General features: G+C 57.7%; 16 protein-coding genes and 1 tRNA gene. 13 read left to right on the top strand and 4 right to left on the bottom strand.

Going from position 1 to position 23,437, the window contains the following annotated elements:
- Positions 1 to 348 precede the first annotated feature (348 nt).
- Complete coding sequence (locus NKH06_RS10285) at positions 349 to 6,246, top strand: AAA family ATPase (protein WP_352892938.1); 5,898 nt, start codon at positions 349 to 351, stop codon at positions 6,244 to 6,246.
- Here the strand turns inward: NKH06_RS10285 and NKH06_RS10280 are convergent.
- Positions 6,241 to 6,645, bottom strand: a complete 405-nt coding sequence (locus NKH06_RS10280; RefSeq protein ID WP_031213567.1) for a response regulator transcription factor — start codon at positions 6,643 to 6,645, stop codon at positions 6,241 to 6,243. The two genes, NKH06_RS10285 and NKH06_RS10280, sit on opposite strands and share 6 nt — an antisense overlap.
- 216 nt (positions 6,646 to 6,861) lie before the next feature.
- Between NKH06_RS10280 and NKH06_RS10275 the strand changes: the two genes are divergently transcribed.
- Both NKH06_RS10275 and NKH06_RS10270 read left to right on the top strand, forming a co-directional pair.
- The gene (locus tag NKH06_RS10275; protein WP_023812743.1) at positions 6,862 to 7,497 is read left to right on the top strand and encodes a response regulator transcription factor; all 636 of its coding nucleotides are present in this window, start codon (positions 6,862 to 6,864) and stop codon (positions 7,495 to 7,497) included.
- Between the two features lie 734 nt (positions 7,498 to 8,231).
- Positions 8,232 to 10,808: a PAS domain-containing sensor histidine kinase gene (locus NKH06_RS10270; protein WP_352892936.1), complete on the top strand. Its 2,577-nt coding sequence runs from the start codon at positions 8,232 to 8,234 to the stop codon at positions 10,806 to 10,808.
- 347 nt (positions 10,809 to 11,155) lie between these two features.
- Here the strand turns inward: NKH06_RS10270 and NKH06_RS10265 are convergent, their stop codons facing one another.
- Complete coding sequence (locus NKH06_RS10265) at positions 11,156 to 11,482, bottom strand: alpha/beta fold hydrolase (RefSeq protein WP_352892934.1); 327 nt, start codon at positions 11,480 to 11,482, stop codon at positions 11,156 to 11,158.
- A gap of 478 nt (positions 11,483 to 11,960) precedes the next feature.
- Between NKH06_RS10265 and NKH06_RS10260 the strand changes: the two genes are divergently transcribed.
- Positions 11,961 to 12,290, top strand: coding sequence for a hypothetical protein (locus NKH06_RS10260; protein WP_352892932.1), 330 nt, complete (start codon positions 11,961 to 11,963; stop codon positions 12,288 to 12,290).
- Positions 12,291 to 12,511: 221 nt separating this feature from the next.
- Positions 12,512 to 13,546, top strand: a complete 1,035-nt coding sequence (locus NKH06_RS10255; RefSeq protein ID WP_352892930.1) for a hypothetical protein — start codon at positions 12,512 to 12,514, stop codon at positions 13,544 to 13,546.
- A gap of 316 nt (positions 13,547 to 13,862) precedes the next feature.
- Here NKH06_RS10255 and NKH06_RS10250 read toward each other — a convergent pair whose 3' ends face one another.
- Positions 13,863 to 14,057: a DUF6880 family protein gene (locus NKH06_RS10250; RefSeq protein ID WP_352892928.1), complete on the bottom strand. Its 195-nt coding sequence runs from the start codon at positions 14,055 to 14,057 to the stop codon at positions 13,863 to 13,865.
- Between the two features lie 38 nt (positions 14,058 to 14,095).
- On the opposite strand from NKH06_RS10250, the gene NKH06_RS10245 reads away from it, so the two are divergent.
- The 8 genes from NKH06_RS10245 to NKH06_RS10210 all read left to right on the top strand — a co-directional run bounded on the left by NKH06_RS10245 (position 14,096) and on the right by NKH06_RS10210 (position 23,041).
- Positions 14,096 to 14,380: a hypothetical protein gene (locus tag NKH06_RS10245; RefSeq protein WP_352892926.1), complete on the top strand. Its 285-nt coding sequence runs from the start codon at positions 14,096 to 14,098 to the stop codon at positions 14,378 to 14,380.
- Between the two features lie 45 nt (positions 14,381 to 14,425).
- Positions 14,426 to 15,781: a GTPase-associated system all-helical protein GASH gene (locus tag NKH06_RS10240; RefSeq protein WP_352892925.1), complete on the top strand. Its 1,356-nt coding sequence runs from the start codon at positions 14,426 to 14,428 to the stop codon at positions 15,779 to 15,781.
- 173 nt (positions 15,782 to 15,954) lie between these two features.
- Complete coding sequence (locus NKH06_RS10235; RefSeq protein ID WP_352892923.1) at positions 15,955 to 16,734, top strand: TRAFAC clade GTPase domain-containing protein; 780 nt, start codon at positions 15,955 to 15,957, stop codon at positions 16,732 to 16,734.
- Entirely contained in the window at positions 16,731 to 17,558 is an 828-nt protein-coding gene (locus tag NKH06_RS10230) for a TRAFAC clade GTPase domain-containing protein (protein ID WP_352892922.1), read from the top strand. Before NKH06_RS10235 ends, NKH06_RS10230 begins: the two co-directional genes overlap by 4 nt.
- A gap of 2 nt (positions 17,559 to 17,560) precedes the next feature.
- Complete coding sequence (locus NKH06_RS10225) at positions 17,561 to 20,035, top strand: GAP1-N1 domain-containing protein (protein ID WP_352892921.1); 2,475 nt, start codon at positions 17,561 to 17,563, stop codon at positions 20,033 to 20,035.
- Between the two features lie 328 nt (positions 20,036 to 20,363).
- Positions 20,364 to 21,512, top strand: coding sequence for a hypothetical protein (locus NKH06_RS10220; protein WP_352892920.1), 1,149 nt, complete (start codon positions 20,364 to 20,366; stop codon positions 21,510 to 21,512).
- Positions 21,509 to 22,477, top strand: a complete 969-nt coding sequence (locus NKH06_RS10215) for a trypsin-like peptidase domain-containing protein (protein ID WP_352892919.1) — start codon at positions 21,509 to 21,511, stop codon at positions 22,475 to 22,477. The genes NKH06_RS10220 and NKH06_RS10215 overlap by 4 nt, the downstream gene beginning before the upstream one ends.
- An 18-nt stretch (positions 22,478 to 22,495) precedes the next feature.
- Complete coding sequence (locus NKH06_RS10210) at positions 22,496 to 23,041, top strand: GAF domain-containing protein (RefSeq protein WP_352893040.1); 546 nt, start codon at positions 22,496 to 22,498, stop codon at positions 23,039 to 23,041.
- A gap of 190 nt (positions 23,042 to 23,231) precedes the next feature.
- Here the strand turns inward: NKH06_RS10210 and NKH06_RS10205 are convergent.
- Positions 23,232 to 23,308, bottom strand: a tRNA-Pro gene (locus NKH06_RS10205).
- Positions 23,309 to 23,437: the final 129 nt, after the last annotated feature.

Raw genomic sequence — 23,437 nt, 5'->3', positions numbered from 1 at the left:
GCTTCCGGCACGCGATTGGACCAACGTATCGTCAGGACCATAGTGTCGGTCTGGCAGAGCAGGGCCGACGGTGATTCAAGCGGGCTTCTGCGCCGTCCCAAGCCGCGCCGTGCCGTCCTGCCTTGTTTTCGGGCAGCCCGATTTCTCACGCTCGAACGCAACAACGCGCTCCATCCTGCAGATAGTTGGCAAAGGCCATGTCGGCATCAGCCACCATCTGCGCTGCCCGGCTAGCAAAACGTCCCTAAACGCGTCAGATTGTTGCTTATTAGATGCCGCATCGGCGTGCCTCGGGCAACTCAATGGAAGGTGCCCGCGGCCGATCCGGTGTGGCCCGGAGTCTGACGAATGGAGCCGCCACCGATCGGCCAACACTATTCACGCAACAACTCTCAGATTTTGTGGGAGGACGGGGAGCGAATATTCCGTCGCGGCTTGCGATCGACCGACAATGGTGAACACCGTGCTGTCCTCATGGTGGAGCTTGCCGCGAGGCGCCCATCACGCGCAAGCGTCGATCGCCTTATGCATGAATACGAGCTTCGGGATAAGCTCGACGAGGTATGGGCGGCGCGACCTCTGGATTTCGTACGCGAAGGTGGTCGAACCACACTGATACTCGACGATGAGGGGGGCGAGCCACTCGACCAGTTGTTAACGGGGCCTATGGAAATAGCTGACTTTCTGCGCTTGGCCATCGGAATTGCAGAGGCTGTTGAGAGGCTGCACCGCAGCGGGTTGATCCACAAAGACATCAAACCCGCGAATATCCTGGTTAACGCTGCGACTGATCAAGTGCGGCTGACGGGTTTCGGTATCGCATCGCCGTTACCGCGGGAGCGCCAGCCAGTCCACCCTGCTGACACGATCGCCGGTACGTTCGCCTATATGGCGCCAGAACAGACCGGGCGAATGAACCGGTCGATCGACTCCCGCAGTGACCTCTACGCTCTCGGCATTACCTTCTATCAAATGCTCGCCGGAACTTTGCCGTTCACGGCCGAAGACCCAATGGAATGGGTACACTGCCACCTCGCTAGGTGGCCCGTCGCGCCTGCTGAACGGTTGGGCGATATCCCCGACATCGTTTCGGCCTTGGTAATGAAGTTGCTCGCGAAGACGGCTGAAGACCGCTACCAAACCGCGTCCGGCCTTGAGAGCGACCTTCGCCGCTGCGCGCACGAATGGAGGGCGCAGCGCCGGATTGACGACTTTTCGCTTGGCAAACACGACACGCCGGATCGCCTTTTGATTCCGGAAAAACTGTACGGTCGGCAGAGAGACATCGGGACTTTGCTTGCCGCGTTCGACCGGGCTGTCAAAGGTGGCGAGCCCGAATTGGTGCTGGTTTCCGGCTATTCCGGCATCGGCAAATCCTCGCTTATCAACGAGCTTCAGCCGGTACTCGTTCCTCCGCGGGGGCTTTTTGCCTCCGGCAAGTTCGACCAGTACAAACTCGACGTTCCCTACTCAACGCTTGCACAAGCCTTCGAAAGCCTGATCCGGCCGCTACTCGGCAAAAGCGAAGTCGAACTTGCTCCGTGGCGCGATGCGTTGCGGGAAGCATTGGGCCAAAACGCAGCACTGATTGTCGACCTCGTTCCCGAAATAAAGCTCATTATCGGAGTGCAGCCTCCGGCGGTTGAGCTGCCGCCTCAGGACATGCAACGGCGTTTCCATCTGCTGCTTCGGCAGTTCATTGGCGTATTTGCGCGGCCTGAGCATCCCCTGGCCCTCTTCTTCGATGATTTGCAGTGGCTCGACGCCGCAACTCTCGACTTCCTTGAGGATCTGTTGAGCCGGTCCGACCTGCACAATCTTCTTCTCATCGGTGCGTACCGCGACAATGAAGTCACGGCGGCTCACCCCCTCATGCGCAAGTTGGACATGATGCGTCCCCTCGGCAGGATTGAGGAAATTAAGCTCAACCCGCTGACGGTACCGGATCTGGGGGAACTTGTTGCTGCCTCGTTCCATTGCGAAGTCGAGCGGGCGTCCTCCCTGGCCCAACTGGTTCATGCGAAGACGAACGGCAATCCTTTCTTTGCGGTCCAGTTCCTGCACGTATTAGCCGACGAAGGCCTCCTAACCTTCGATCACGAGCAGAGGCAGTGGACCTGGGACCTTACTAGTATCAGCGCAAAGCAATATACGGAAAATGTCGTGGAGTTTCTCGCCCCGAAGCTGGCGCGATTACCGCCCGACACGCAGAACGCGTTACGGCAGCTCGCCTGCCTCGGTAACTTTGCCGAAGTGGCGACGCTCTCGATGATTCTGGAGATGCCCGAGGAACAGATGCATGGCGTCCTCTGGGAGGCGCTGCGCGATCAGCTGATCTACCGCCTTGATCGCAGTTACAGGTTCGCTCATGACCGCGTGCAGGAAGCCGCTTATGCGATGATCCCGAGAAGGTCGCGAGCCAGCGCACATTTGACAATCGGTCGACTGCTCGCATCCGGTATCCCACCGGAAGAGAGAGGCGAGGCGATCTTCAACATAGTCAACCAGTTTGATCGAGCCGCGAGACTGATCACCACCGAGCCGGAACGCGAACAAGTCGCTGAACTAAACCTGATTGCCGGGAAAAGGGCAAAAGCGGCAGGCGCCTCAATGGCGGCGCTGAGATATCTCTCGGCCGGCCGTTCCCTGCTTGGGAAAGCAGCATGGGCACGGAACCGTAGGCTCATCTTCGAAATCGAGCTCCAATTGGGCGAGTGCCAGTATCTGCTTGGGCGACTAGCGGAAGCGGAACGGCGCCTCTCAGCGCTGTCGAAGCGCGCTCAAAACCCCGTCGATGCCGGCGCTGTCGTCTCTCTGCGCGTCAACCTCTACATGGTAATGGATCGAAGCGACGATGCCGTCGCCTTGGGTCACGCCTATCTGCGTCGGCATCAACCTCGATGGCGGCTGAACCCGACAGCAGAAGATGTCAGGAAGGAATGCGGTCGATTGTGGCGGCAGATCGAGACGTTATCGATCGAGTCGCTGCTTGATCTGCCAGCGATGAGCGATCCGAACCAGCAGGCGACGATGAACGTACTAACGGCGGTGATTGGAGCAGCGCAGTTCACCGACGTGAATCTTTTTCACCTCATCATCATCCATATGGCTGCTCTCAGCCTTGAATACGGAAACACCGAAGGCTCGTGTCTTGCGTACGCAGTCTTAGGCAGCGTGCCAAGTCCGTATCCGGACCAAGCTCAGGCCGGATACCGGGTGGGTAAAATTGCCTTGGAATTGGTCGAGAAGCGCGGATTCCATCGCAGCAGGGGTATCGCCCACTATGGATTTACACTTTTCATCGCGCACTGGATACAGCCCCTGGCTACCTGTCAGGAACTGTTCCAACGCGCCTTCGAGTCCGCTCGGGCTGTCGGCGATCTGACCATTGCGTCCTTCGCTCGGGTCGACCTGGTTACAAATCTTTTGGCAACGGGACACCCACTTGAGGAGGTCGAGGACGAGGCCAACAGCGCTCTCGCTTTTGTGCAAAGCGTGGGCTTCGGGCAGATCGGCGACGTCATCGTAGCGCAAATCAGGTTGATCCGGGCGCTCCGAGGACAAACAAATGATCTGAATTCGTTCGAGGACGATGAATTCCGCGAAAGATCTTTCGAGCAGCGTCTTGAAGGCGATGCTCGCCTGGCTATCGCCGCCTCGCGATATTGGATTCGAAAACTGCAGGCCAAGGTCCACGCCGACGACTATGTTGGAGCGGTGGAGGCCGCATCGAAATCGGAGTCGCTTCTTTGGACGCTACCGTCCCAGCAAGAGCTGCCTGAATACCATTTCTATACAGCGCTCGCCTGGGCTGGACATTGCGAAGCCGCTATTCCCGAGGGCCGGCATCATGCTCTGCAGGAATTGCGCTCTCATCACGACCGGATCGCTCATTGGGCCGAGAGCGGGCCCGAGAATTTCGCCAATCGCGCAGCACTCCTCGGCGCTGAACTGGCCAGGCTTGAAGGACGAGAAAATGATGCAATGCAGCTTTACGAACGGGCAATTCGCCTGGCTCGCGAGCAAGGCTTCTTACATAATGAAGGGCTGGCTAACGAGTTGGCCGCGCGATTCTGGGCTGCCCGCGGCTTCGAGACGATTGCGAACGCGTATTTTCGAAACGCCCGTGACTGCTATCTCCGCTGGGGAGCCGATGGAAAGGTGAGGCAACTCGATCGGCTGCTTCCTGGGCTCAGGCCTGAGCACCCGATCGCCGGTCCGACCTCCACGATCACGACGCCGGTCGAGCATCTCGATCTCGCGACGATCATCCGAGTCTCGCAAGCGCTATCGGGCGAGATGGTACTGGAAACGCTAATCGACAGGCTCATGCGATCGGCTATCGAGCACGCAGGCGCCGAGCGGGGGCTTCTGATTTCTCCCGAGAGTGGAGAATTGCGGATAGACGCAGAAGCGACCGCGCGTGGCGAGGTCGTCGTCGTGCGAGTACCAGAACAGCGGGCGCCCAGCACGGCCCAGATGCCAGAGACGCTAATTCGCTACGCAATACGAACCGGAGAGACCGTGATCCTCGGTGATGCAGCGGCCCGAAACGCATTTTCTGGCGATGTTCACATCGTTCAAGGCCATGTTCATTCCATCCTCTGTCTCCCGTTGGTCAACCAGGGTAAGCTGATCGCCGTTCTCTATCTTGAAAACAATTTGATCCGAGATGTGTTCACGCCGGACCGTGTCACCGTCCTGAAGATGCTTGCGTCGCAAGCTGCAATTTTGCTCGAGAATACGCGACTTTATCGCGATCTGGCGGATCGAGAGGGAAAGATCCGGCGCCTCGTTGACGCCAACATCCTGGGCATCTGCATTTGGAGTGACGAAGACACCATCGTTGAAGCCAACGAAGCTTTCCTGCGTATCCTTCATTACGAGCGTAAGGATGTCGTGTCCGGCCGGTTGCGTTGGAAGGACCTGACCCCAGCAGAGTGGCGCGAACGGGATGAACGTGCCATGGCAGAGCTCCGAGCAAACGGTACCTTTCAAGCATTCGAGAAAGAGTTTTTTCGTAAGGATGGTGGTCGAACGCCTGTGTTGCTTGGCGGCACTCGATTTGAAGAAGGCCGTAACGGAGGCGTCGCCTTCGTACTCGATCTGACGGAACGCAAGCGCGCCGAAGAGGCACTCCTTGAAAGTGAACGAAACTTACGGTCTGCAATTGATGGGATACCCGGCCTCGTTGCGATCTTGGCTCCCAACGGTGAAGTCGAAGCCGTAAATCGCCAAATCGTCAACTATTGTGGCCGGCATTTGGATGAACTGAGGAGCTCGGGCCTAGGCGGAATTGTACATCATGACGACCTGTCGCGCCTTCTAGAGATTTTCACCAAGTCTATCGCCTCGGGCGTTCCCTATTCGATCGAGGCGCGCTTGCGACGGTTCGATGGCGAATTCAGGTGGTTCGACATCCGCGGCATTCCAGTCCGCGACGCATCGGAGCGCATTACCCGCTGGTACGTTCTGCTGACCGATGTCGAGGATCGCACGCAAGCGTTGGTCCGATTGCAGCAGATGCAGTCGGATTTCGCTCACATCAATCGCGTGAGCACAATGGGAGAGCTGGCTGCTTCGCTATCTCACGAAATCCTGCATCCCATTGCCACGGCGCGTAACAACGCGCGCGCGGGAATGCGTTTTCTGGAGATGGATCCGCCAAATCTGGATGAAGCCAGGGAGGCAATCGGCTGTGTCGTCAGAGACGCCGATCGGGCTCGGGACATCGTCGGCCGTGTACGCGATCACATCAAAAAAGCGCCTCCGCGTAAGGAACCCTTCGATCTCAACGAGGCGGTCCGCGAGGCTCTTGCCATGGTACACAGCGCATTCGCGAAAAATAAAATCGCGATCACTGCTCGACTGCCGGAAGAACAGATTCCTGTTCAAGGGGATCGCGTTCAGCTGCAACAAGTAATTGTAAACTTGGTTCTCAACGCTGTGGACGCGATGGGTTCGGGTAACGAACGAGCAAATGAGCTAACGGTCAGAATCGAACGAGGGGAAGCCGACGGAGTGGTGCTCGTCAAAGTCGCGGACACAGGGCCAGGCATTAGTCCGCAAAATCTTGAGCGTATGTTCGAACCCTTCTACACCACCAAGGACAGCGGAGTAGGGATGGGACTGTCGATCTGCCAATCCATTATCAAAAGCCATGGTGGCCAGCTATGGGCGGAGCCGAACAAGCCTTTCGGCGCCCTATTTCAGTTTACGCTGCCACCTCCGCGGGACGACTCATGAATATTCTCCGAATGGCTTGGCGCTTAAGGCCAAGCTAAGGCAGTGCTCAAGCTCGCCATCGTCCATCGGCTTCCCAAGGTAACAAACCACGCCGTCTTTCATCGCCTGTTTTTTCGCTGCTTCATCGGGGTATGCCGTCACCAAGATGGTTGGGAGGGCGCACCTCACCTTGACTAGATGTCGATAGAGCTCAATGCCAGTCATGCCGGGCATGTGAATGTCGGCGACCAGGCAAGCGGTCTCAGCCAAGACACGAGAGGCCAAAAAATCGGCAGCTGATGGAAAGGCCTCTACATTGTAGCCCAATAGTGTGATCAGTCGCCGCATCGAGTCGCGAAATAGCTGATCGTCGTCAACAATCGATATCAGCGCTGGCTTTGATATGGCGGGATCAGGCATCTTAGCCTCGCTTCGACGGCGCTCCTCGATCTCGCGCCTGCGTACACCGCTAGTGTCAACCGCAGTTCCTTGTGATGCAATGCCGCGATCCCTAAGCGATGGCTTAGATCGCTCAGCCGTTCGCTTAGATGAGAGGTGCTGTTCGACTTCGGCGACTGCCTGTAGGATGAAGCTGATATCGTCGGAAGATGCACTCCGCTTAAAGGCAAGTACCGGATGGGTGACGCAAATCCCAGTGTCCTGATCATTGATGACGATCCTGAGTTTCGTGACTCGGTTGCGCGCCTGTTGCGGACGGTCGGCTTAGAGACACGGCAATTTTCGTCCGTTTCCGAATTTCTCAAGGCTAATCCCACGGACGGCCCCACCTGCCTGGTTCTGGATGTGAGGCTGCCGGGGCAGAGTGGTCTCGAGTTTCAGCGAGAGCTAATTGCAGCCAATCGACAACTGCCCATCATCTTTATGACGGCGCATGCTGACGTAACGATGAGCGTGCAAGCGATGAAGGGCGGTGCGCTGGAATTTCTCACCAAGCCTTTCCGCGATCAGGATCTACTTGATGCCGTTGAGGCCGGCCTTGCTCGCGATCGGGCCCACAAGGATCGCGACAAGATGCTGCGTGCGCTTCGCGAGCGTTTCGGCTCGCTTAGTTCCCGGGAGCGTGAGATCTTCGTCGAAGTCGTTGCCGGCCGCCTGAACAAGCAGATTGCCAGCGATCTCGGGATCTCCGAATCCACCGTCAAGGTACATCGGACAAATCTGATGCGGAAAATGAGGGCGCAGTCGCTTCCCGAACTCAGCCGAATGGCGGGTGCGCTGAACTTGGTTTCGGACGAGCCTAGGCATCAGTAATCGGGCAATTGGCGTCATCGACGCCAGCTTTACATGGACACTTGCCCCATGTGATCGGTGCTTTGGCACGGTGAATTCAGAACGCGTCGGAAGAGACGCATGCCCTCCTCCTAAACGATAGCTTATCCCAGTCGACTACAAGAGAACTATCGAGTCCCAGCGGCCAATAGCGCACGGCCGATTAATCGTCATTTTAGTCACCAAATGAGAGCCCTTCAGAGCTCGCGAAAACGACTACGGCTTAGTCAGGATAGACCAGAACCACGATCGCTCGCCCTGGACCAAGATGACAACCTGGAACCACTATGATCTCGAACCGCAGCCTAGCACCAGACTGCGGGCAAAGGAGCCGGCTCTGGATCGCCGGATCGGCTGGCATCGTGCCGAGGGGTTGATCATGCTTTCTTGGGCTGTTCACAAAGAAACTACTTTCGGAATCCAGCCAACCAAAGCCGTTGCACCGTGGTGCCTGGAAATGGTGATCGGACTAGGTGCGATCACCGGCGAAACTGACGTCTAGGCTACAAGACGGTTCGACGATGCGAATGCCCTCACGCACCACCCCTGGCGGCGAGATCAACCGAACAGAGAGGGTCGCACGAACAAAGCCAAAGAGGCATCCGATCGAGCCTGCCGAGCACTTGGCGACAGGCGCGGTGGGGCGCTGGCGCGATAGAAGGCAAACGCAAGAACGGCTTGCGGAGTCTCGTGGCAGTTTCAAGAGGACTGCAGCAATGGAGATTGATCAGAGCGAGATATTGAATGCGCTTCCGGTCATGGCGTGGACAACATTGCTGGACGGATCTGTAGATTTCATCAATCGACTCTGGTGGGAGTACACGGGCTTTCGAATGGGCCAAAGCGGTGGCTGGGAATGGCAGGCTGCGGCCGAGCCGAGTGATCTGCCACAACTGCGTGAAGAGTGGCAAGTGATCCTGAAATCCGGGAAGCCAGGTGAGATGGAAGCGCGCTTGCGGCGCTTGGACGGGAGGTATCGCAGGTTTCTTATGCAGTTCAACCCGTTGCAGGACAAGGCCGGACGAGTCGTCAAATGGTTGGGGGTAGCGACCGACGTCGAGGATGTTCGGCCCGCAGAGCAAAAGCTGCGGCGAGGCGAGCTCGACCTGCAGTTGAGTATCGACAGCATCTCTGTACCCACGGAGGTGACGACGGCCACAGGCGAAGTCGAGGGCGTCAATCGACCTGCTCTGGAATTTTTTGGCAAGACATTGAACGACCTGAAGGAACGGAAAGCCTCCGAAGTCGTCCATCCAGATGATCTCGAACAATCGATTGCTGTCCAATTGGAGGCGCACCGGTCAAGGAGCGCATACAACATGGAGAGCCGGCTTCGCCGAGCCGACGGGGTGTACCGCTGGAACAACGTCCTCGGCATGCCTTTGCCGGACCAGCCAGGAAACATCCTACGTTGGCTCGATTTGCTCATGGACATCGATCAAAGGAAGCGGGCCGAAGACGCGCTGGCCGCAAGCGAGCGCAATCTGCGGCTGACCATCGATACTATCCCGGCCCTGGCATGGTCGGCGCGACCGGACGGTGCGGCCGAGTTTTTGAGTAAGCATTATCTCGACTACATTGGAGTGTCGGCAGAAAAAGCCCAAGGCTGGGGTTGGTCGTCAGCTGTCCACCCTGACGACCTGGCTGGGCTTACCGCAATCTGGAAGTCTTTGCTCGCCTCGGGATTGCCGGGCGAGGCCGAAGCGCGGCTTCGTCGCTTTGATGGCGAGTATCGATGGTTCATCTTCCGCGTAAGTCCGTTGCACGACGACAGTGGGAACATTGTCAAATGGTATGGTGTCAATACTGACATTGAAGACCGGAAGCACAGTGAGGAAAGCTTCCGCGCAATCGTCGAAACGACGCCCGAATCCGTGAAGGTGATTGCACGCGAGGGCACCGTGCTGCGTGTAAATTCCGCCGGCGCGGTCATGGCTGGCGTTTCGTCGGCCGACGTGCTGGTCGGCCAGAACTTCTTTGACTTTGTCGCTCCCGAGCACCGCGAAAAGTATAGGGCATTCCACGACAGTATCTGCGCCGGGCAAAAAGCCTTCATCGAGTTCGACCTGATTAATGCGCTTGGCGTTCGCCGTCACGTGGAGACCCACGCGGCTCCCTTGCGCAACGGAGACCGATCAGTCGCGCAACTGGGAATCACACGCGACATAACCGAGCGAAAGCAGATGGAAGAAAGGTTGCGGCGCAGCGAGGCATTTCTGGCAGAAGGACAGGATCTGGCTCGAATGGGGAACCTTTCCTGGCGTGTGGCGAGTGGCGACATCGTCTGGTCCGAACAACTCTACCGGATCTTCGAGTTCGAGCAGGGGACTAGGGTAACGCTCGATCGGATTGCCAGCCGGATCCATCCTGAAGATGAGCCGCAGTTGCAGGATATGGTGGCGCGGGCCAAGCGCGGTGAGAGCGATTTCGAATACCAGCCTCGAATCGTGCTGCCTGACGGCTCCATCAAGTACCTACGTTTGATAGCCCACCGTGCTCGCGATGATGAAGATCAGGTCGAGTATATCGGGGCAGTGCTCGACATTACGCAACGCCGGCGCTCTGAGGAAGCGGTGGAGAAGCTGCGATCGGAGCTTGCCCAGGTCACTCGCGTAATGAGCCTTGGCGCATTGACAGCCTCGATAGCTCACGAGGTCAACCAGCCGCTCGCGGGAATACTCACCAATGCCAGCACCTGCCTTCGCATGCTCGCAAGCGATCCACCCAATATCGAAGTCGCCCGAGAGACAGCGCGACGTGCGATACGTGACAGTAATCGTGCCACGGATGTGATCGCGCGATTACGTGCGCTCTTTAGCAAGCGCGAGGTGACCAATGAGCCCGTCGATCTCAACGAGGCCGCGCGAGAAGTCATTGCACTGTCGTCGAGCGATTTGCAGCGCAACCGCGTGATGCTCCGTGCCGAACTGGCTGACGACTTACCGCCGGTCGCCGGCGATCGCGTGCAACTGCAGCAGGTGATCATGAACCTTCTGCGCAACGCCTCGGACGCTATGAGCGTCATCGACGATCGTCCGCGGCTGCTATCCGTCTGCACAAGCCGCGATGCAGATGGCCAAGTTCGCTTTTCTGTACGCGATGCTGGCATTGGGTTCGGGACGGAGGGCACGGAACGGCTTTTTGAGGCGTTCTATACTACGAAGAGCGAAGGCATGGGAATCGGACTGTCCGTCAGCCGATCGATCGTCGAGAGGCACAACGGTCGGCTTTGGGCGCAAGCCAATGACGGTCCCGGGGCGACATTCTCGTTCTCGATACCAGATTGTGGCTGAAATACTCTCCCTCATGCAGAGCCATGGAGCGGCAGGCATCCGATCGGGCTATCGTCGTACCATCAATTGACGTGCGATGCGAAGCTCAAGCCCTCCTGCAATGCCCCGTGAACGCTTGAAAGCCGCGGCATCATCTTTGCAGTCGACACAAAGTCCTCGTGATCGCTTGACGCCGGCGCACAAATTCGCTCGCGAATCCGGTTCGTCATGCCGAGCGTGGCAACATGCAGCATAAGTACCCGGTCGATCGAGGCTATTCAAATGCGACCAACATTCAAAAGGGACGTCCTACTTTAAGACGCCCTGGATGAAGAGCAGGTCCTCATCCCGCGGAAAATCACATATCCCTATGCCGCATCCTGGATCAGCGCGGCCACCTCATGGCGGTGGGAGACCATTACTAGGTGCGAAGCGTCCGGGACGACCACGACCTCCCGAGCATGGGCGCGGGTGGCCATGAAAGCCATAGCAGGGGGCGGAATGTTGCGGTCTGCGGCGCCGTAAATTGACCAGGACGGGATCGTTTTCCACGCCGCCCGAACCGTTCGGTCGGACAGGGCGGCTCGATTCACAGGACGCTGGGCGGCGCCAATCAGCCGCGCGTCGGCATCGTCTTCACCGCGGCGAAGCTGACGGCCTTTATTATCGCTCCGCTTTTTCGTTGCGGCGGTCAAGCCGACAGCATGCCTGCGCGCTGGGATCGTCACCCTTCTGCTGGCATCTGCCGCAATGACATTGTCGGTGGATCTCACCTGGATCAGCGTCTGCCGTATGGTCCAGGGGCTGGCCGGCGGCACAATCCTCGTCGCCGGTCAGACACTGCTGCTCTTTCGTTTCCGGAGTCGAAGCCACGCGGAGACGAGCCCTCCAGTCATTCAGGAGCTAGCTCAAGAGGGTCAGCGCGACAGGATTGTAGTGCGATCGGATCGCCGGGGCTTAAAGGGCGAGGGGTGATTGGGAACACCCGATGGACCACTCTCAATCAAGCATCGCAGCGCTCCTCTTCGCAGGGAATTGAGCCGTTTCTTCCTCAAGGGTGCGTGCCGAAGTTTGAAGGTCTGCGAAATTCGTCGTACTAGGCCGTGAACTCATAAATGCGGTGTGACTGAGATGGGTGTGGAAAGAGGACATCCGCTTCTATAGGGATGGACGATGGTAGACCCACTACTTCTCACCTTCGTTGCACCAATAGTCGTGATCGTTGCCTCCGCTATTGGCTTGCGGTTCGGTTTCCCCTTTGGCTCGCCATTCCATTTGATGCCGTTGTTTTCGTGGTGGCCGGGTATTCTTCATGAGGGCGTTCAGCAGAGCTGCCTCATTGCTGAAAGCGAATGCATTGGCGCAACAGCCACTGTCTACATCGTCTCCGGCTTCTGGTTCATGGCCGTTGTGACCCTGATCGCCAGCGCTGCCCACGCTCATCTTCGTCCCGAAGCAGGCTGGCGAGACGGTTCAAACCGTCGTGAAAGTTTGGGGCTCTGACTTTGTGGGGTCCACGGCGCAGTTCTCCTACCGCGTTGTCTTAACAGCCTTCTCACTTCTTCCAAGTGGGTATGCCTTGGGAAAATGCACGCCCCTTGTGCCCGGAACCCGACACCGCGGGTGGCCATGCTGGTTGAGCTAGCTTCACAATTACTAGTTTGCTTCTGTACTCATGTGAATGGGGAAATATTAGACATGGGTGCAGCAAAGGGGCGAATATCGTGGCAGAGCTTACCGGGGCGGGTGCCATAGAAATCATCCCGATCCACTTCGACGTACCCGAACACCACCTTGAACTGAAAACCTTCATTGAGACTGCCGCACAGACAGAGCTGATTATAGCAGGTCTCAATGAGTACCTGTTTGAAGGAAGGCTTGAATATCAAGTTCTAGTACTACCGCCAGAAATCGGAACATTCAAAACCAGATTGGCAATAGCTGCTGCAACCGCTGCGACAATATCATGGGGTGCTGTCGAAAGCGACATTGGAGCGGCATTCATCAAGGGGCTCACCGGGCATGAACCAGTCTATTGGTCGGAACTCGCTGGTGGTTATGTAGGCGAGTTGCTCGCCGACGAGATGAAAGTACCGCCTTCCGCCACTGACGCCCGAATAGAATGCCGTACGGGCGCACTAATCCTAAGCGAGAGTACAAAATCATTCTTGCAAAAAGACGTTTCAGAACTCAACAAGATCGGTATTCGTCCGACGCAATTCCGAGAAGGGTATGAGGCTCGCAACAAATTCTATGAAGCATGTGCTGCAGATACTAAAATACAGGGAGTTGGGTTCACTGATGCCGATGAATTTCCAATCAGGCGCGGTGACTTCGGGCGGTTGCATGTGGCGCTTACGCCGAAGGAAAAGGATCTCGATGACCGGCCATGGCATGTTGCAATTGATACCGTCAAAGTGACGTCGCCCAATTGGGAGCGCGGCGACAAGCAGCGACAATGGAAGGGCAGAGACAGTTCAGGCCATGAGCGGCTTTTCAGGATCGAAGACGAGCAGTTCTGGCACCTTGTCACAAATCAAAAGCTGAATCCGCACATCTTCGATACCATAAAGGTGCAGTGGGCTTTCCGTTCAGAAATGGGCAAATTGAAGGACACCCGCGTTCTGCGGGTCCTAGAATATAATGAAAATACCCTAGCGCCGCCGCTTGATGGCAACGCATTGGATGCACTCCTCGGCCAGTATGGAGATATGGTTGGCAGCGCAGCCGGTTCGGGAGGCTTATTCGACCGACTCTGATGACTCGGCGACGCTCGGTTCATCACGAAGTGAATAGGATCCAAAGGCTGGGAGCCTTTTCTTTGGAAAACCATACGGATCGGCGGGTCATTCTTAGTCTGGATCGTTTCGCTGCCTGATCGGCCCGTTGCGGTAGGTAGGTAGGTGGGCTTTCTCAGATGAGGTATCCGGCGACAATGCTCACGCCGACCGTAATGTTCGCTCCTAAAGATTGCAGCCAGAAGCCGTCTGTTCGCTTTCGGCCCCAAGGCTGCCGGTCAGCAATGCGCCTAATATCGGACATAGGTGCAGTCGCTAATTTTCCCAGAAGCGGACATTAAAGACCGCTACCAAGCCGTCCGAGGTACGCCATCATCGCCCACAGCAGCAAGGTCGCGGCCAGTGGGTCTTTGTCGGCGATTGTATCGACGGCAGGCGAGAGAACATTGTAGCAGTTGCCATCGAGCTCAGCTCGCCGCTCGATCACCAGCTTGCCGGCCCCAGCCGAGAGTATGCTAGCAGAGCAGAACACCGCACGTTCCCCCGCCTCGGTGCCGTGGAAGTCGTCAGATGATCGCAAAGATCCGTCGCGCACAAAGATCCTCGGCGAGCATCTCGGAGGGGATTGGGCGCACTTCAGCGAAGTGGATGTCGCAGCGGGCAAGATCACCAAAAGCCGTGTTTTTTAAAGACCTGCTGAGCCACGTTGGTAAGTATGATATTGCAGTCGATCCCCTCCACGCGCAATCCTGGGCCGCCGGCCGGCTGACGATCGAGGACGTCGCCGCCGATAAGATCGTGAGCGAAAGGGAGTTAAACCCTCTTGTGTATGCGGTGATTGTCTGTTCGATCTGACGTTGACAATCGCAGCGGAAAGCCGAGAACATCCAGACCCTAAGCTTGGGCACGAAGCTGTCGTGGCAAGTAGGCGAAAGGCACATCGAAGGAATGGCCCTAGACATTCTTCAGAAATTTCTTACCGCCCGGCTGTTCGATGTCGGCGGAGACGACACGCGTGTCGTCAAACTGCGCGAGGCCGCCGCCGACCTCACCGATGTCATCAAGGCTGCACCACATCGCGTCGCAATCTTTACGATGGTGGCTATCGACGGACAGATCGGCCCGGATGATCCATTAATTGTCGAGGTTACAGGCATTCTTGAGAAGCGCTGGCAAAGCTATGCCGGCGCGTTCGTCGACGCATCTCTCCCGACCGTCGCCCGCGCAATTATATTGCAAGCTCTCGCGAGCGCGATGGCATCCGACGCTGTGGCTGCGGCGGTAACCTTGACCGCCCGCAACATGCTCCCGCACATCGGAGCGCAGTCTGATCGAAATCTTTGGATCGACCTTATTCAAGAAGCCGATCGTCGCCTCGACACTCGAGCTCAGCGCGAATGGGCGCTGCCACATGCTGCGGCTGCCTCCGATGTAGCGCTGACACTCGACAGTGTACCTGCACTCGCACCCCCCACGTTGTCGAGGGATTGGCTCAGCAAGCAGCTACAGGCGGCGTCGGGTCCATCCAATGCCCAAGGGGAGGCATTGAAAGCCCCAAACCCACACTGGCCGAATGAGGGATCCCCTTGGTCTCACCAGTTTGCCCCAGCGGCGGCATCGGCAACTGCTGCGGCGGTGGATGCGGTTATCAAAGCTCTCGCTGAGAAGGTGGATGAGCAGGCGGGCGCCAAAGCTCTGGCAGCTACCGTAAGCAAGTATGTTTCTGAAGTCGCGGCAACGCTGACACAAACCGCGGCTGGAATCGAGCGTCGCACCTCGCTCCTGTGGTGGAAAGAAGCTCTCTTTTCCCCTTCCACCGGCCTAAGCTACCGAGATCTTGCTCCACCCGTCGCGGCTGCCCTTGCCGCCCTGGATGCCTCGGCGCAGACTCAGGCGTTTGCTCCCCGCATGGCGGAGGCGTTTGTTCGCGAGACGGTCCGTTCTATTGGTGAAGAGATAATGCTCCGCGCGCAGCCGATTAGCCAACTCTGCTCGGTCGTTATCCAGGCGTCGGACGATGTCCGCACGACTTTGCGCGAGGGATACGCACAAGTGCATACCGAGGCCGGCCGGATACCCTTGGCGGGAGTCCTCGCCGGTGAGCTGGATGCCTCAGTGCTTAGCGCTCGCCTTGGGCTAGATGGATCAGTCGCCATCTCGCCCGCTGATTTCGGCGTTTGGCTATTCCGCGATCTTCAAGCCGCTGCAGCAACCCCAGCGGGGACTAAGCGTAAGCGGCAGTCTCGTCCGCAATGAAGCGGTGTCCGGACAGCCGCTGCAACGCACCGGACGTTGCTTGCCGTTTAGGCGAAGCGACGCCAGCTGACTGCGCAGTCTGGGGCAACTCTGCGGATACTGAGGCTCCCGAAGGCGACAGCCCGAACCTCACGCTGCTTCCATGGTCGGGAGCTGCCCTCGGTACCACAGACTTGGCTTTCCTTACCTCTCGCGGCGATCCAAAACTTGTCGCGCTGATCGGTCCGCACAATGCGGGAAAGACGACGCTGCTCGCTGCATTCTATCAGCAGATCGGGCGCACTGGGTCCATCGGCGAAGTCCGTTTTGCCGGCAGCTATTCTTTAGAAGGCTGGGAAGCCATTGCGCATGCCCTGCGCTGGGAGGGTGGAACTCCAAAGTTTCCACCCCATACTCCCTCAGGCACAGGACGAGCGCCGGGACTTCTTCACCTCGCGCAACGCGCTGCGGATGGAAATCTTTCAGACTTCCTGTTTGCCGACACGCCTGGTGAATGGTTTCAGCGCTGGACTATGGACGTTGACGCACCCGATGCTGAAGGTGCCCGTTGGCTCGCCGATCGCGCCTCGACGCTCGCAATTGTCGCGGATTGCGAGGCGCTTTCCGGTGCGAAGAGAGGTGAGGCCCGAAACGAGATGGTCAGTCTGATCCGTCGCGTTGCCTCCGAGCGCCGCGGCCGCCCAGTGGCTCTTATTTGGACCAAGGCTGATATCCAGGTCAGCCAACCCATTCGCGATGCGGTGCGGAATGCTGCCAAACGAGGAATGCCTGACATCGTCGAGTTCGAAACGAGTGTCGTTCCGCGCTCTCTTGATGATATTGCCATCGAGCCGATCGCCGCCGTGAAAACGGTGCTCGCTTGGGCGACGACGCCATTACCCGTCGGTTTCTCCCCTCCGGCTTACAGTTCAGGGACCCGTGATCCATTCTTTTCGATTGGAGCAGACGCGTGAGCGGAAGTCTTCTTCTTCTTGGTGAATCTGATGTCGGTAAAAGCCACTTTGGAGGACAACTGCTAGGTCGCCTCAGCCAGGAAATTGGGACGTTGCGAATGGTCGGCTCACCTAAGTCTCTGGAGGCATTTGATGCAGTGCTCAATTGTCTCAACGCTGGCCGCGCTGCCCCGCACACATCGCAGGATCGATATGTCGAGAGCCGCTGGCCTCTCATCGATCAATCGGGCAGACGCACGGAGCTCGTTTGGCCAGATTATGGTGGCGAACAGGTTCGGGTCATTCGTACTGAGCGAAGGATGCCAGAAACTTGGCGCGCGCGCGTCACTTCTGCAGCCGGTTGGATCGTGATGGTCCGTATTGCGCATGCGCAGCTGAGCGATGACGTTTTCACCCGCCCTCTTGCAGAGCCTGGGCGCGAGCGTGAGCGTATTCGAGAATTCAAGCTATCCCAGCAGGCACAACTTGTCGATTTTCTTCAATGGCTGATGTTCGTCCGTCGAACTGGAACCTTGAAGCCCGTCGCGAACCCTCCGCTTATGTTGCTTCTATCTTGCTGGGACGAGCTACCGGAGGCGCAGCTAAACACCGATCCATTCGACGTCCTGCGGACACGTATGCCGATGGTGGCGGCCTTCGCTGAAACCAACTGGCAGCCTGGAGCGCTACGCGTCGTAGGATTGTCTGCACTGGGCCGCGCGCTCACCGAGACCAATGTCGACGAGGAGTTCGTTGATCGCGGCCCCGAAAGCTTCGGTTATGTCGTTCTGGAGAACGGAAGGCACGATCCGGATCTCACCCTCGCCGTAGCGCCGATGATTTGACGGTGCTCAAGATCGCCCATGCCATCTTCGGTGAGCGCGACAGAGGTCACCGCCTACTGGCGGCGAGTCCTTCTTTCACTGGCGCAAAAGCGCTTGAAGGGCGGATGGATATGCAAGGCTCTCCGCCCCCCTACACAACGTGGGATCCGTATTTCAGCGGCTTTGCTTGGGAACAAGTGTATGTTCTTGCCCGGACGGTATCCGATCCAAAAGCGGCTCGTTCGGGCATGGTGTTCTCGCGAGCTTTCGCCATTCCTGCCGCCGAAGCTTCCGCGATGGATGATATCGGTGTGCTCCTTAATCTGCTTACAGCAATGGGTGATGAGCGTGACGATATCATCGAGGATGTCGACTGGGTCCCGACAGGCTCAAAGCCGCAAGGCAGCCACGCCCTGGTTCGGGCTATTCTGAGCGACGGCGCGTCACCTGCAGTCTGGTTGGGCCAAGCAGGTTTCAGCGATGCAATCTCCTCCTTGTGGGCGAACCTTTGGCCCGCAGCGAGGCTGCGCCTTTCCTTCCGAATAGCGTTCTCCCCACAGGACGTGTCGACGGCGCCGCCCACTGTGGTCACCACTCCACTTTCGTTGGCCTCCCGCTGGTCCGGACACACTGTTGTCAGAGATAGTGAAGGGATTGGGGAACCAACATCCGCCGAGGCGCTGCTTCTTGGGCTTAAACAAGCAAGCTCTCTGCAAGCCCTTGTTAACGAGATGGGAACAGCGGTACCGGAAATCGCTGGCCTGAAGCGATTGGTGGAGATCGACCGTCTGGTCGGTGAAGGTGCTGGTTTCGCAGAACTTCTCGACGGGCTGCGTCTCGTTTGCCACTTGAGTCCTGATCCTTCTCAAGCAAAGGCGACCAAGGAAGCGCTCACAACACGCGCCACGGCAGCCGTTTCTACGGCGTCCGTAGCTGACGTGCGGATGGTGCGAAATCTCGACCTGAAAGCTATCGCGTCTCCGGAAGAGTTCTGGAAGGCGATTGAACAGTGGTCAGTGGACAACCTTTGGCTTGAGCCAAATCCTAATCTGATCGCCCAGTTGCTGGACGACTTGCTTTCGCCAAAGCCAGTTACATGTTGGCGTGAAGCCACTATTACAGGTGTGAAGCACACATTATCTTACCAGGCGGATAAGGTCGCGCCCGCCCTCTGGCGCGTCGTACAGCTGCATCCGACAGCGCTTGCACACCTCTACGAGCAGATTGGAAAGCAGTCGCGCCTTGAATCCGCGCTTGTCGGTGCGGTCCCAAAAACACTTTCACTGGAAAACGGTAAGGCGCTTGCCGCTACATCCGTAAAGCTTGGCCTTGTCCGGCTCCACGCCGCCTGCTGCGGAGCGTTCCTAGCTCCTGTCGATGCTGTTCTTCAACACGTTGCCGACGTCTCGTTTGACAGCAAGTCCATCCAAATCGCCGCTTGCAAGGCTTCAGAAAGCGATTGGGTAGAGATTGCGGTCATAGGCACAGACGAGGCGACGCTGACTATCGCCGCCGAAAAATGCGCTGCCAAACCGGGTTTGTTGAAGCATCTGGATATCCTGAATCCGAGATGGCGCTCTCTCTGGCTGCGATCGCTCCAACGGAACGTCGATGCCTGGACTGGTCCATCTAAACCGAAAGCAGCAATGGCGAAGTTGCTTGATGGCGTTGCAGGCCGGGTGATCAAAGACATCGGTCTGATCCAGGCGCTCTCAGGAACGCCGCTGGCCAATCTCTTAGACTATCCACGCCGAACCGAGGTGTGGTCGCACCTGCCGGCGGCTTCTCGCCATACTTACCTGGCCGCCACGGCCGATGCTTGGCTCGCCAGTTTCATCGACGGAACCGACCAAGACTTGGAGGACGAACTTGCAGCATTGGTAGCTGAGCCGGGGCGGCTCAACCCGACGCTCGAACGACTAGTTGGAAGCCCGTCCCGAGGCTGCGCTCTATTTCGAACTCTTCCACAATTGACAGAGCGCATCTTCTCTGAGTGGCTAGAAAAAGTGCTTAATCAAGCCTCTCGGCTCGACAAAAGCGATTCCGAAGCCGTTGGTCGTCTAATCGCAGCGAAGAACTGGAGTGACTCGGCCTACCGTCTCGCGGAGTTCACTATAAACGCCAAGCGTGAAGACGTCCGGCCAGCGATCCTTTACGTCGTTGACCTGGTCGGCATCTCCATGCGCTTCCGACTGGATATGCTCGGTCAAAGTCCGTCCGACTCGGCTAGGTGGCGTATTTTAGAGGAGGTCGCGACCGAGCTCTATGCCTGGGGGCCAGGACAGGACGGACTTTGGATCCGCGCTGGCGGAAAGGAAAGCCACATCCCGAAAGCTGATACAGGTGGCGAGGCCTGGCGCATCATCGTTAGTAAAGCCGAGCGAGGTAAAGGCGATATCGACATTCACCGGCTCGTCGAAGTAATGGCAGAGGACTATCCGGAGAATTTCGTGCTTCGTAAGATGCGGTATGACTCCTTGTTCAAGGTGCGCTCGTGACGGCTCTTATCGCAGGAAGCGCGCTGGTGATCGGGATTCCACGTTATTCCTTTTCCCACATCAATCTTCCTGGTGCAATCCGTGGGTGCGTGGGAGACGCTACGCAATAATCTGTGGGAATTGCGCGAGGGAAAGGTATTAAAGTGCCCCGCTGCGAACCCTCGTGCAGTATGCGTTCAGACATCTGGCAGGAGAGGTGACGGATGGATCAGCGCGATCACTGCCATCGGGGTACCTAGCCTGTGGAGTCAGCGCCCAGGTTTGAAATCGGCCGGCGGTTGAAGGCAGGGCAAGAGCCGAAGCAGGCGTATTCTTGGTGGAGGAAACGGTGAAACTGGAAGCGGATCTGCTGCGCGGATTGACCGCCAGCCTCGTCACTGAGACGCTTGCCAACTATGAGCGCGCGGATGAGCCGTTGCTGTGCGTTCCCAGATTGGTCCAACACGGTAAGGGGGTCGTCTCGAGAGACCATCATTACTTTCGTTCCGATGGCGATTTCTGGTCCGGCATCAGGACTTTGCCGGAGGGGGCGCAGATTGAACTCCGCGATGCCGTCGTTACCGAATGGGTAGCTCGCGTGCCCGGTCTCTATTGGCAGCAAAATTCCGAATTCCGCCGTACGACGCGCCAAGCACTGATCGAGGAGAAAGTCGGCAACTTCGTGACGCTCAAACCAATTGGGAAGTCGGAAGTCGTTTCCGGCGGTATCGGAACCCTGCGGTTTCCCCCATCTGAGGCGGGCTACAGGCTAGGTTCATTGACAATGGCTCGAAATGCCTCCAGCGGAGTGCCTTTCTTGATCTCACCGGACGTCTGGGATGCGCACGACCTGGGCGAGGGTTCGCTGGTGTCGGGCCGGATGACTTGGCGCCGCTTGCCCATCGAATGGTCTGCGAAGTTTCCGTCCGTCGCAGGGCTTCCACGTAATTGTCTCGTGGCAACCAAGCCGATCGAGGTGCACGCCTACGGTCGTAGAGTCGCTGTCGAAGTTCATCCGTTTGCGGTGATGGAATATGAAACGAACGAAGCTCTCTTACACGACTTCGTCTTCGCGACTGCACAGACATGCGATGCAACGATGCGGTCGGCAATCTCGACTTTTTTCGAGCAATATCGGAAAGCCCAGGGGCGCCAGGGGAGGTATCTCACGGCCGGCGATGTTGGGGAGCCGATGTGGGAGGCAACGTTCCCGAGCCCCGAGGATCTGCGCAAGGCTGAACCAGTGGCTCTCAGACTGATCGAGGCCCGCCTCAACGACGTGATGTGTGGCGAGGAGGCGGTGGAAGCCGCAATCCGGCAGCTGTCGCAGTTCCAACCGTCTGATCTTCGCAAGTTCGCCGTTGCGGCCGAACTCAACGCCAGCCGCATCGATCTTGAGGGGCCATCCGCTAGGCTGGCGCTTCGCATCGTCGAAGCGGCCCTCGAACGCGGCCGCCTACCAGGGCTGTTGCGAATCATTCAGGAGGAAGCCGTATGACGTGGACACAGCCTGTGCTCAACAGCCTCAATCGGGTGCTCGCTAACTACTATCCGCTGCTTAGTGATGGGATGCGAATTGCCAAGGCGGCCGACCTGCGACTCCCGCAGATCGAGTTTTCGAACAAGGCCAACCTCAATTGGTTTGCCATTATTCAGCAAGCGAAGTTTCAGAACCGGGTCGATCAGCTCGTCGACATTGTGCTCGGCGAGTTTCCTGATAACGAGACACTGCTCCAGATCAAGTCTCAATCTCCACCGCCGCCGGTCGACGGACCCAGCATTTCTTGGAAAGCACCGGACGGACAGCTCGAGAAAATCATTGGCAGCAAGAGCACCCTAGTCACGATCGCATCGCTGGAGCTGGGGATAATGCGAGCCCGGTCCGTAGTCCGCATCAGGCGGGCGGATGGCGGGTTGGGCACCGGGTTTGTCATTTCGGGCAACAGGATCGTGACCAACAATCACGTCCTTCCCACCGAGGAGACAGCAAAAACGGCGGTTGCCCAGTTCAACTATCAGAAAACCGTTTATGGCCTCGATGCACAGTTCGAGGAGTTTCCCTTTGAAAGCAATGGATTCAGTACAAGCATCACTGATGACTGGAGCGTGGTGAAGTTCATTGGTGACGCTTCTAAATGGGGTGTGTTGCCCTTCGAGCCGCGCGCTGTCGTTGCCGGTGAATTTGTAAACATCATCCAGCATCCGGGTGGCGGACAAAAACAACTGTCCTTTGCCGCCAACATGGTCGCATTTGTCGGAGCAGGGCGGGTTCAATACTTGACGGACACACTGCCCGGTTCGTCCGGGTCGCCGGTATTCGATACAGATTGGAACTTGGTTGCGTTGCACCACAGTGGGGGCTGGCTGGTCGAGCCGGGCACCGCAACCAAAACCACTTATTACCGCAACGAGGGAATCGCGATCGCCACTGTGATCAAAGGGCTCGCCACCAGCGCTCGGTGAGCGCCATCGAAAACCAGCCTGCGGCACAGGGGACAACGAAAAATAGCCTATCTGGGCGTGCCCATCCATCTGGATGGAGGTGAGCTGGTTGGTGCCCTTGCCGCACACATGCTGCCGAGGGTGTGGATTGATCGGGATCTTGCAAGCCTGCAGGCACTCGCAAGGATCGTGGAACGGGAAATCGCCGTCGTTTTCTCGGAGTTGAAATACCGGCAGCCCGGTCAATCGTTCAAATGCCGGATAGAACTCGTCGACGCGGACATCGGAAATCCTGCCATCCGAACCTCGAACCGCGCTCGCAATGTAGTATCCCTCTTGCTCGCGAAGAGGCGTCCACTCCGGAAACTCGATCGGCAAGCTGATCTGCGATGTGTTTACGACGACCGTAGGGACTGCCGTATATCGGAAGTTCTCGGATCTGGTCAGACGATTGCCTCGCAGAGCGCTGGCACGCGACCGGGCGTTGGTTGGAAGCACACGCACGGCGCCTCGACGAAGATCATGTCGCCGCGATCGTTACAGATCACCGCGACAGTGGCGGGTACACCCATTGGACCTGGTTGAATCGAACAAGCGTCGGCTTTCTCGGTTTCTCACGCAAAACCGGACAGTCAGCAGTCGGCCCCATAGCAGTCATCCGACAACTGTCGGTGACTAAACGCTGCTGAGGTGCATGCGCCCGGTTCTTTCCGCTTTTCTGTGGGGAAATCTGTGGGGTATCGGGAGAAACAGACACCTAAGTGTCTGTTTTTTCTGGTCGGAGTGGCAGGATTTGAACCTGCGACCCCCTCGTCCCGAACGAGGTGCGCTACCAGGCTGCGCTACACTCCGTGACCAGACCGCGGGCTTATAGCCGCCACACTTGGTTCCTGCAAGCGGCACGGCGGCACTTCTGTCGCATTTCGTCGGCTTTCGTCGAGCATTGCCCGAAAGGCCCGGATTCCCTTCCGGAATAAACGT

The sequence above is a fragment of the Mesorhizobium sp. M1342 genome (assembly GCF_040317955.1).
GTDB lineage: Bacteria > Pseudomonadota > Alphaproteobacteria > Rhizobiales > Rhizobiaceae > Mesorhizobium.
Note: the sequence above shows the minus strand (reverse complement) of the source record. Positions and strands in the feature narration are given on the sequence as shown.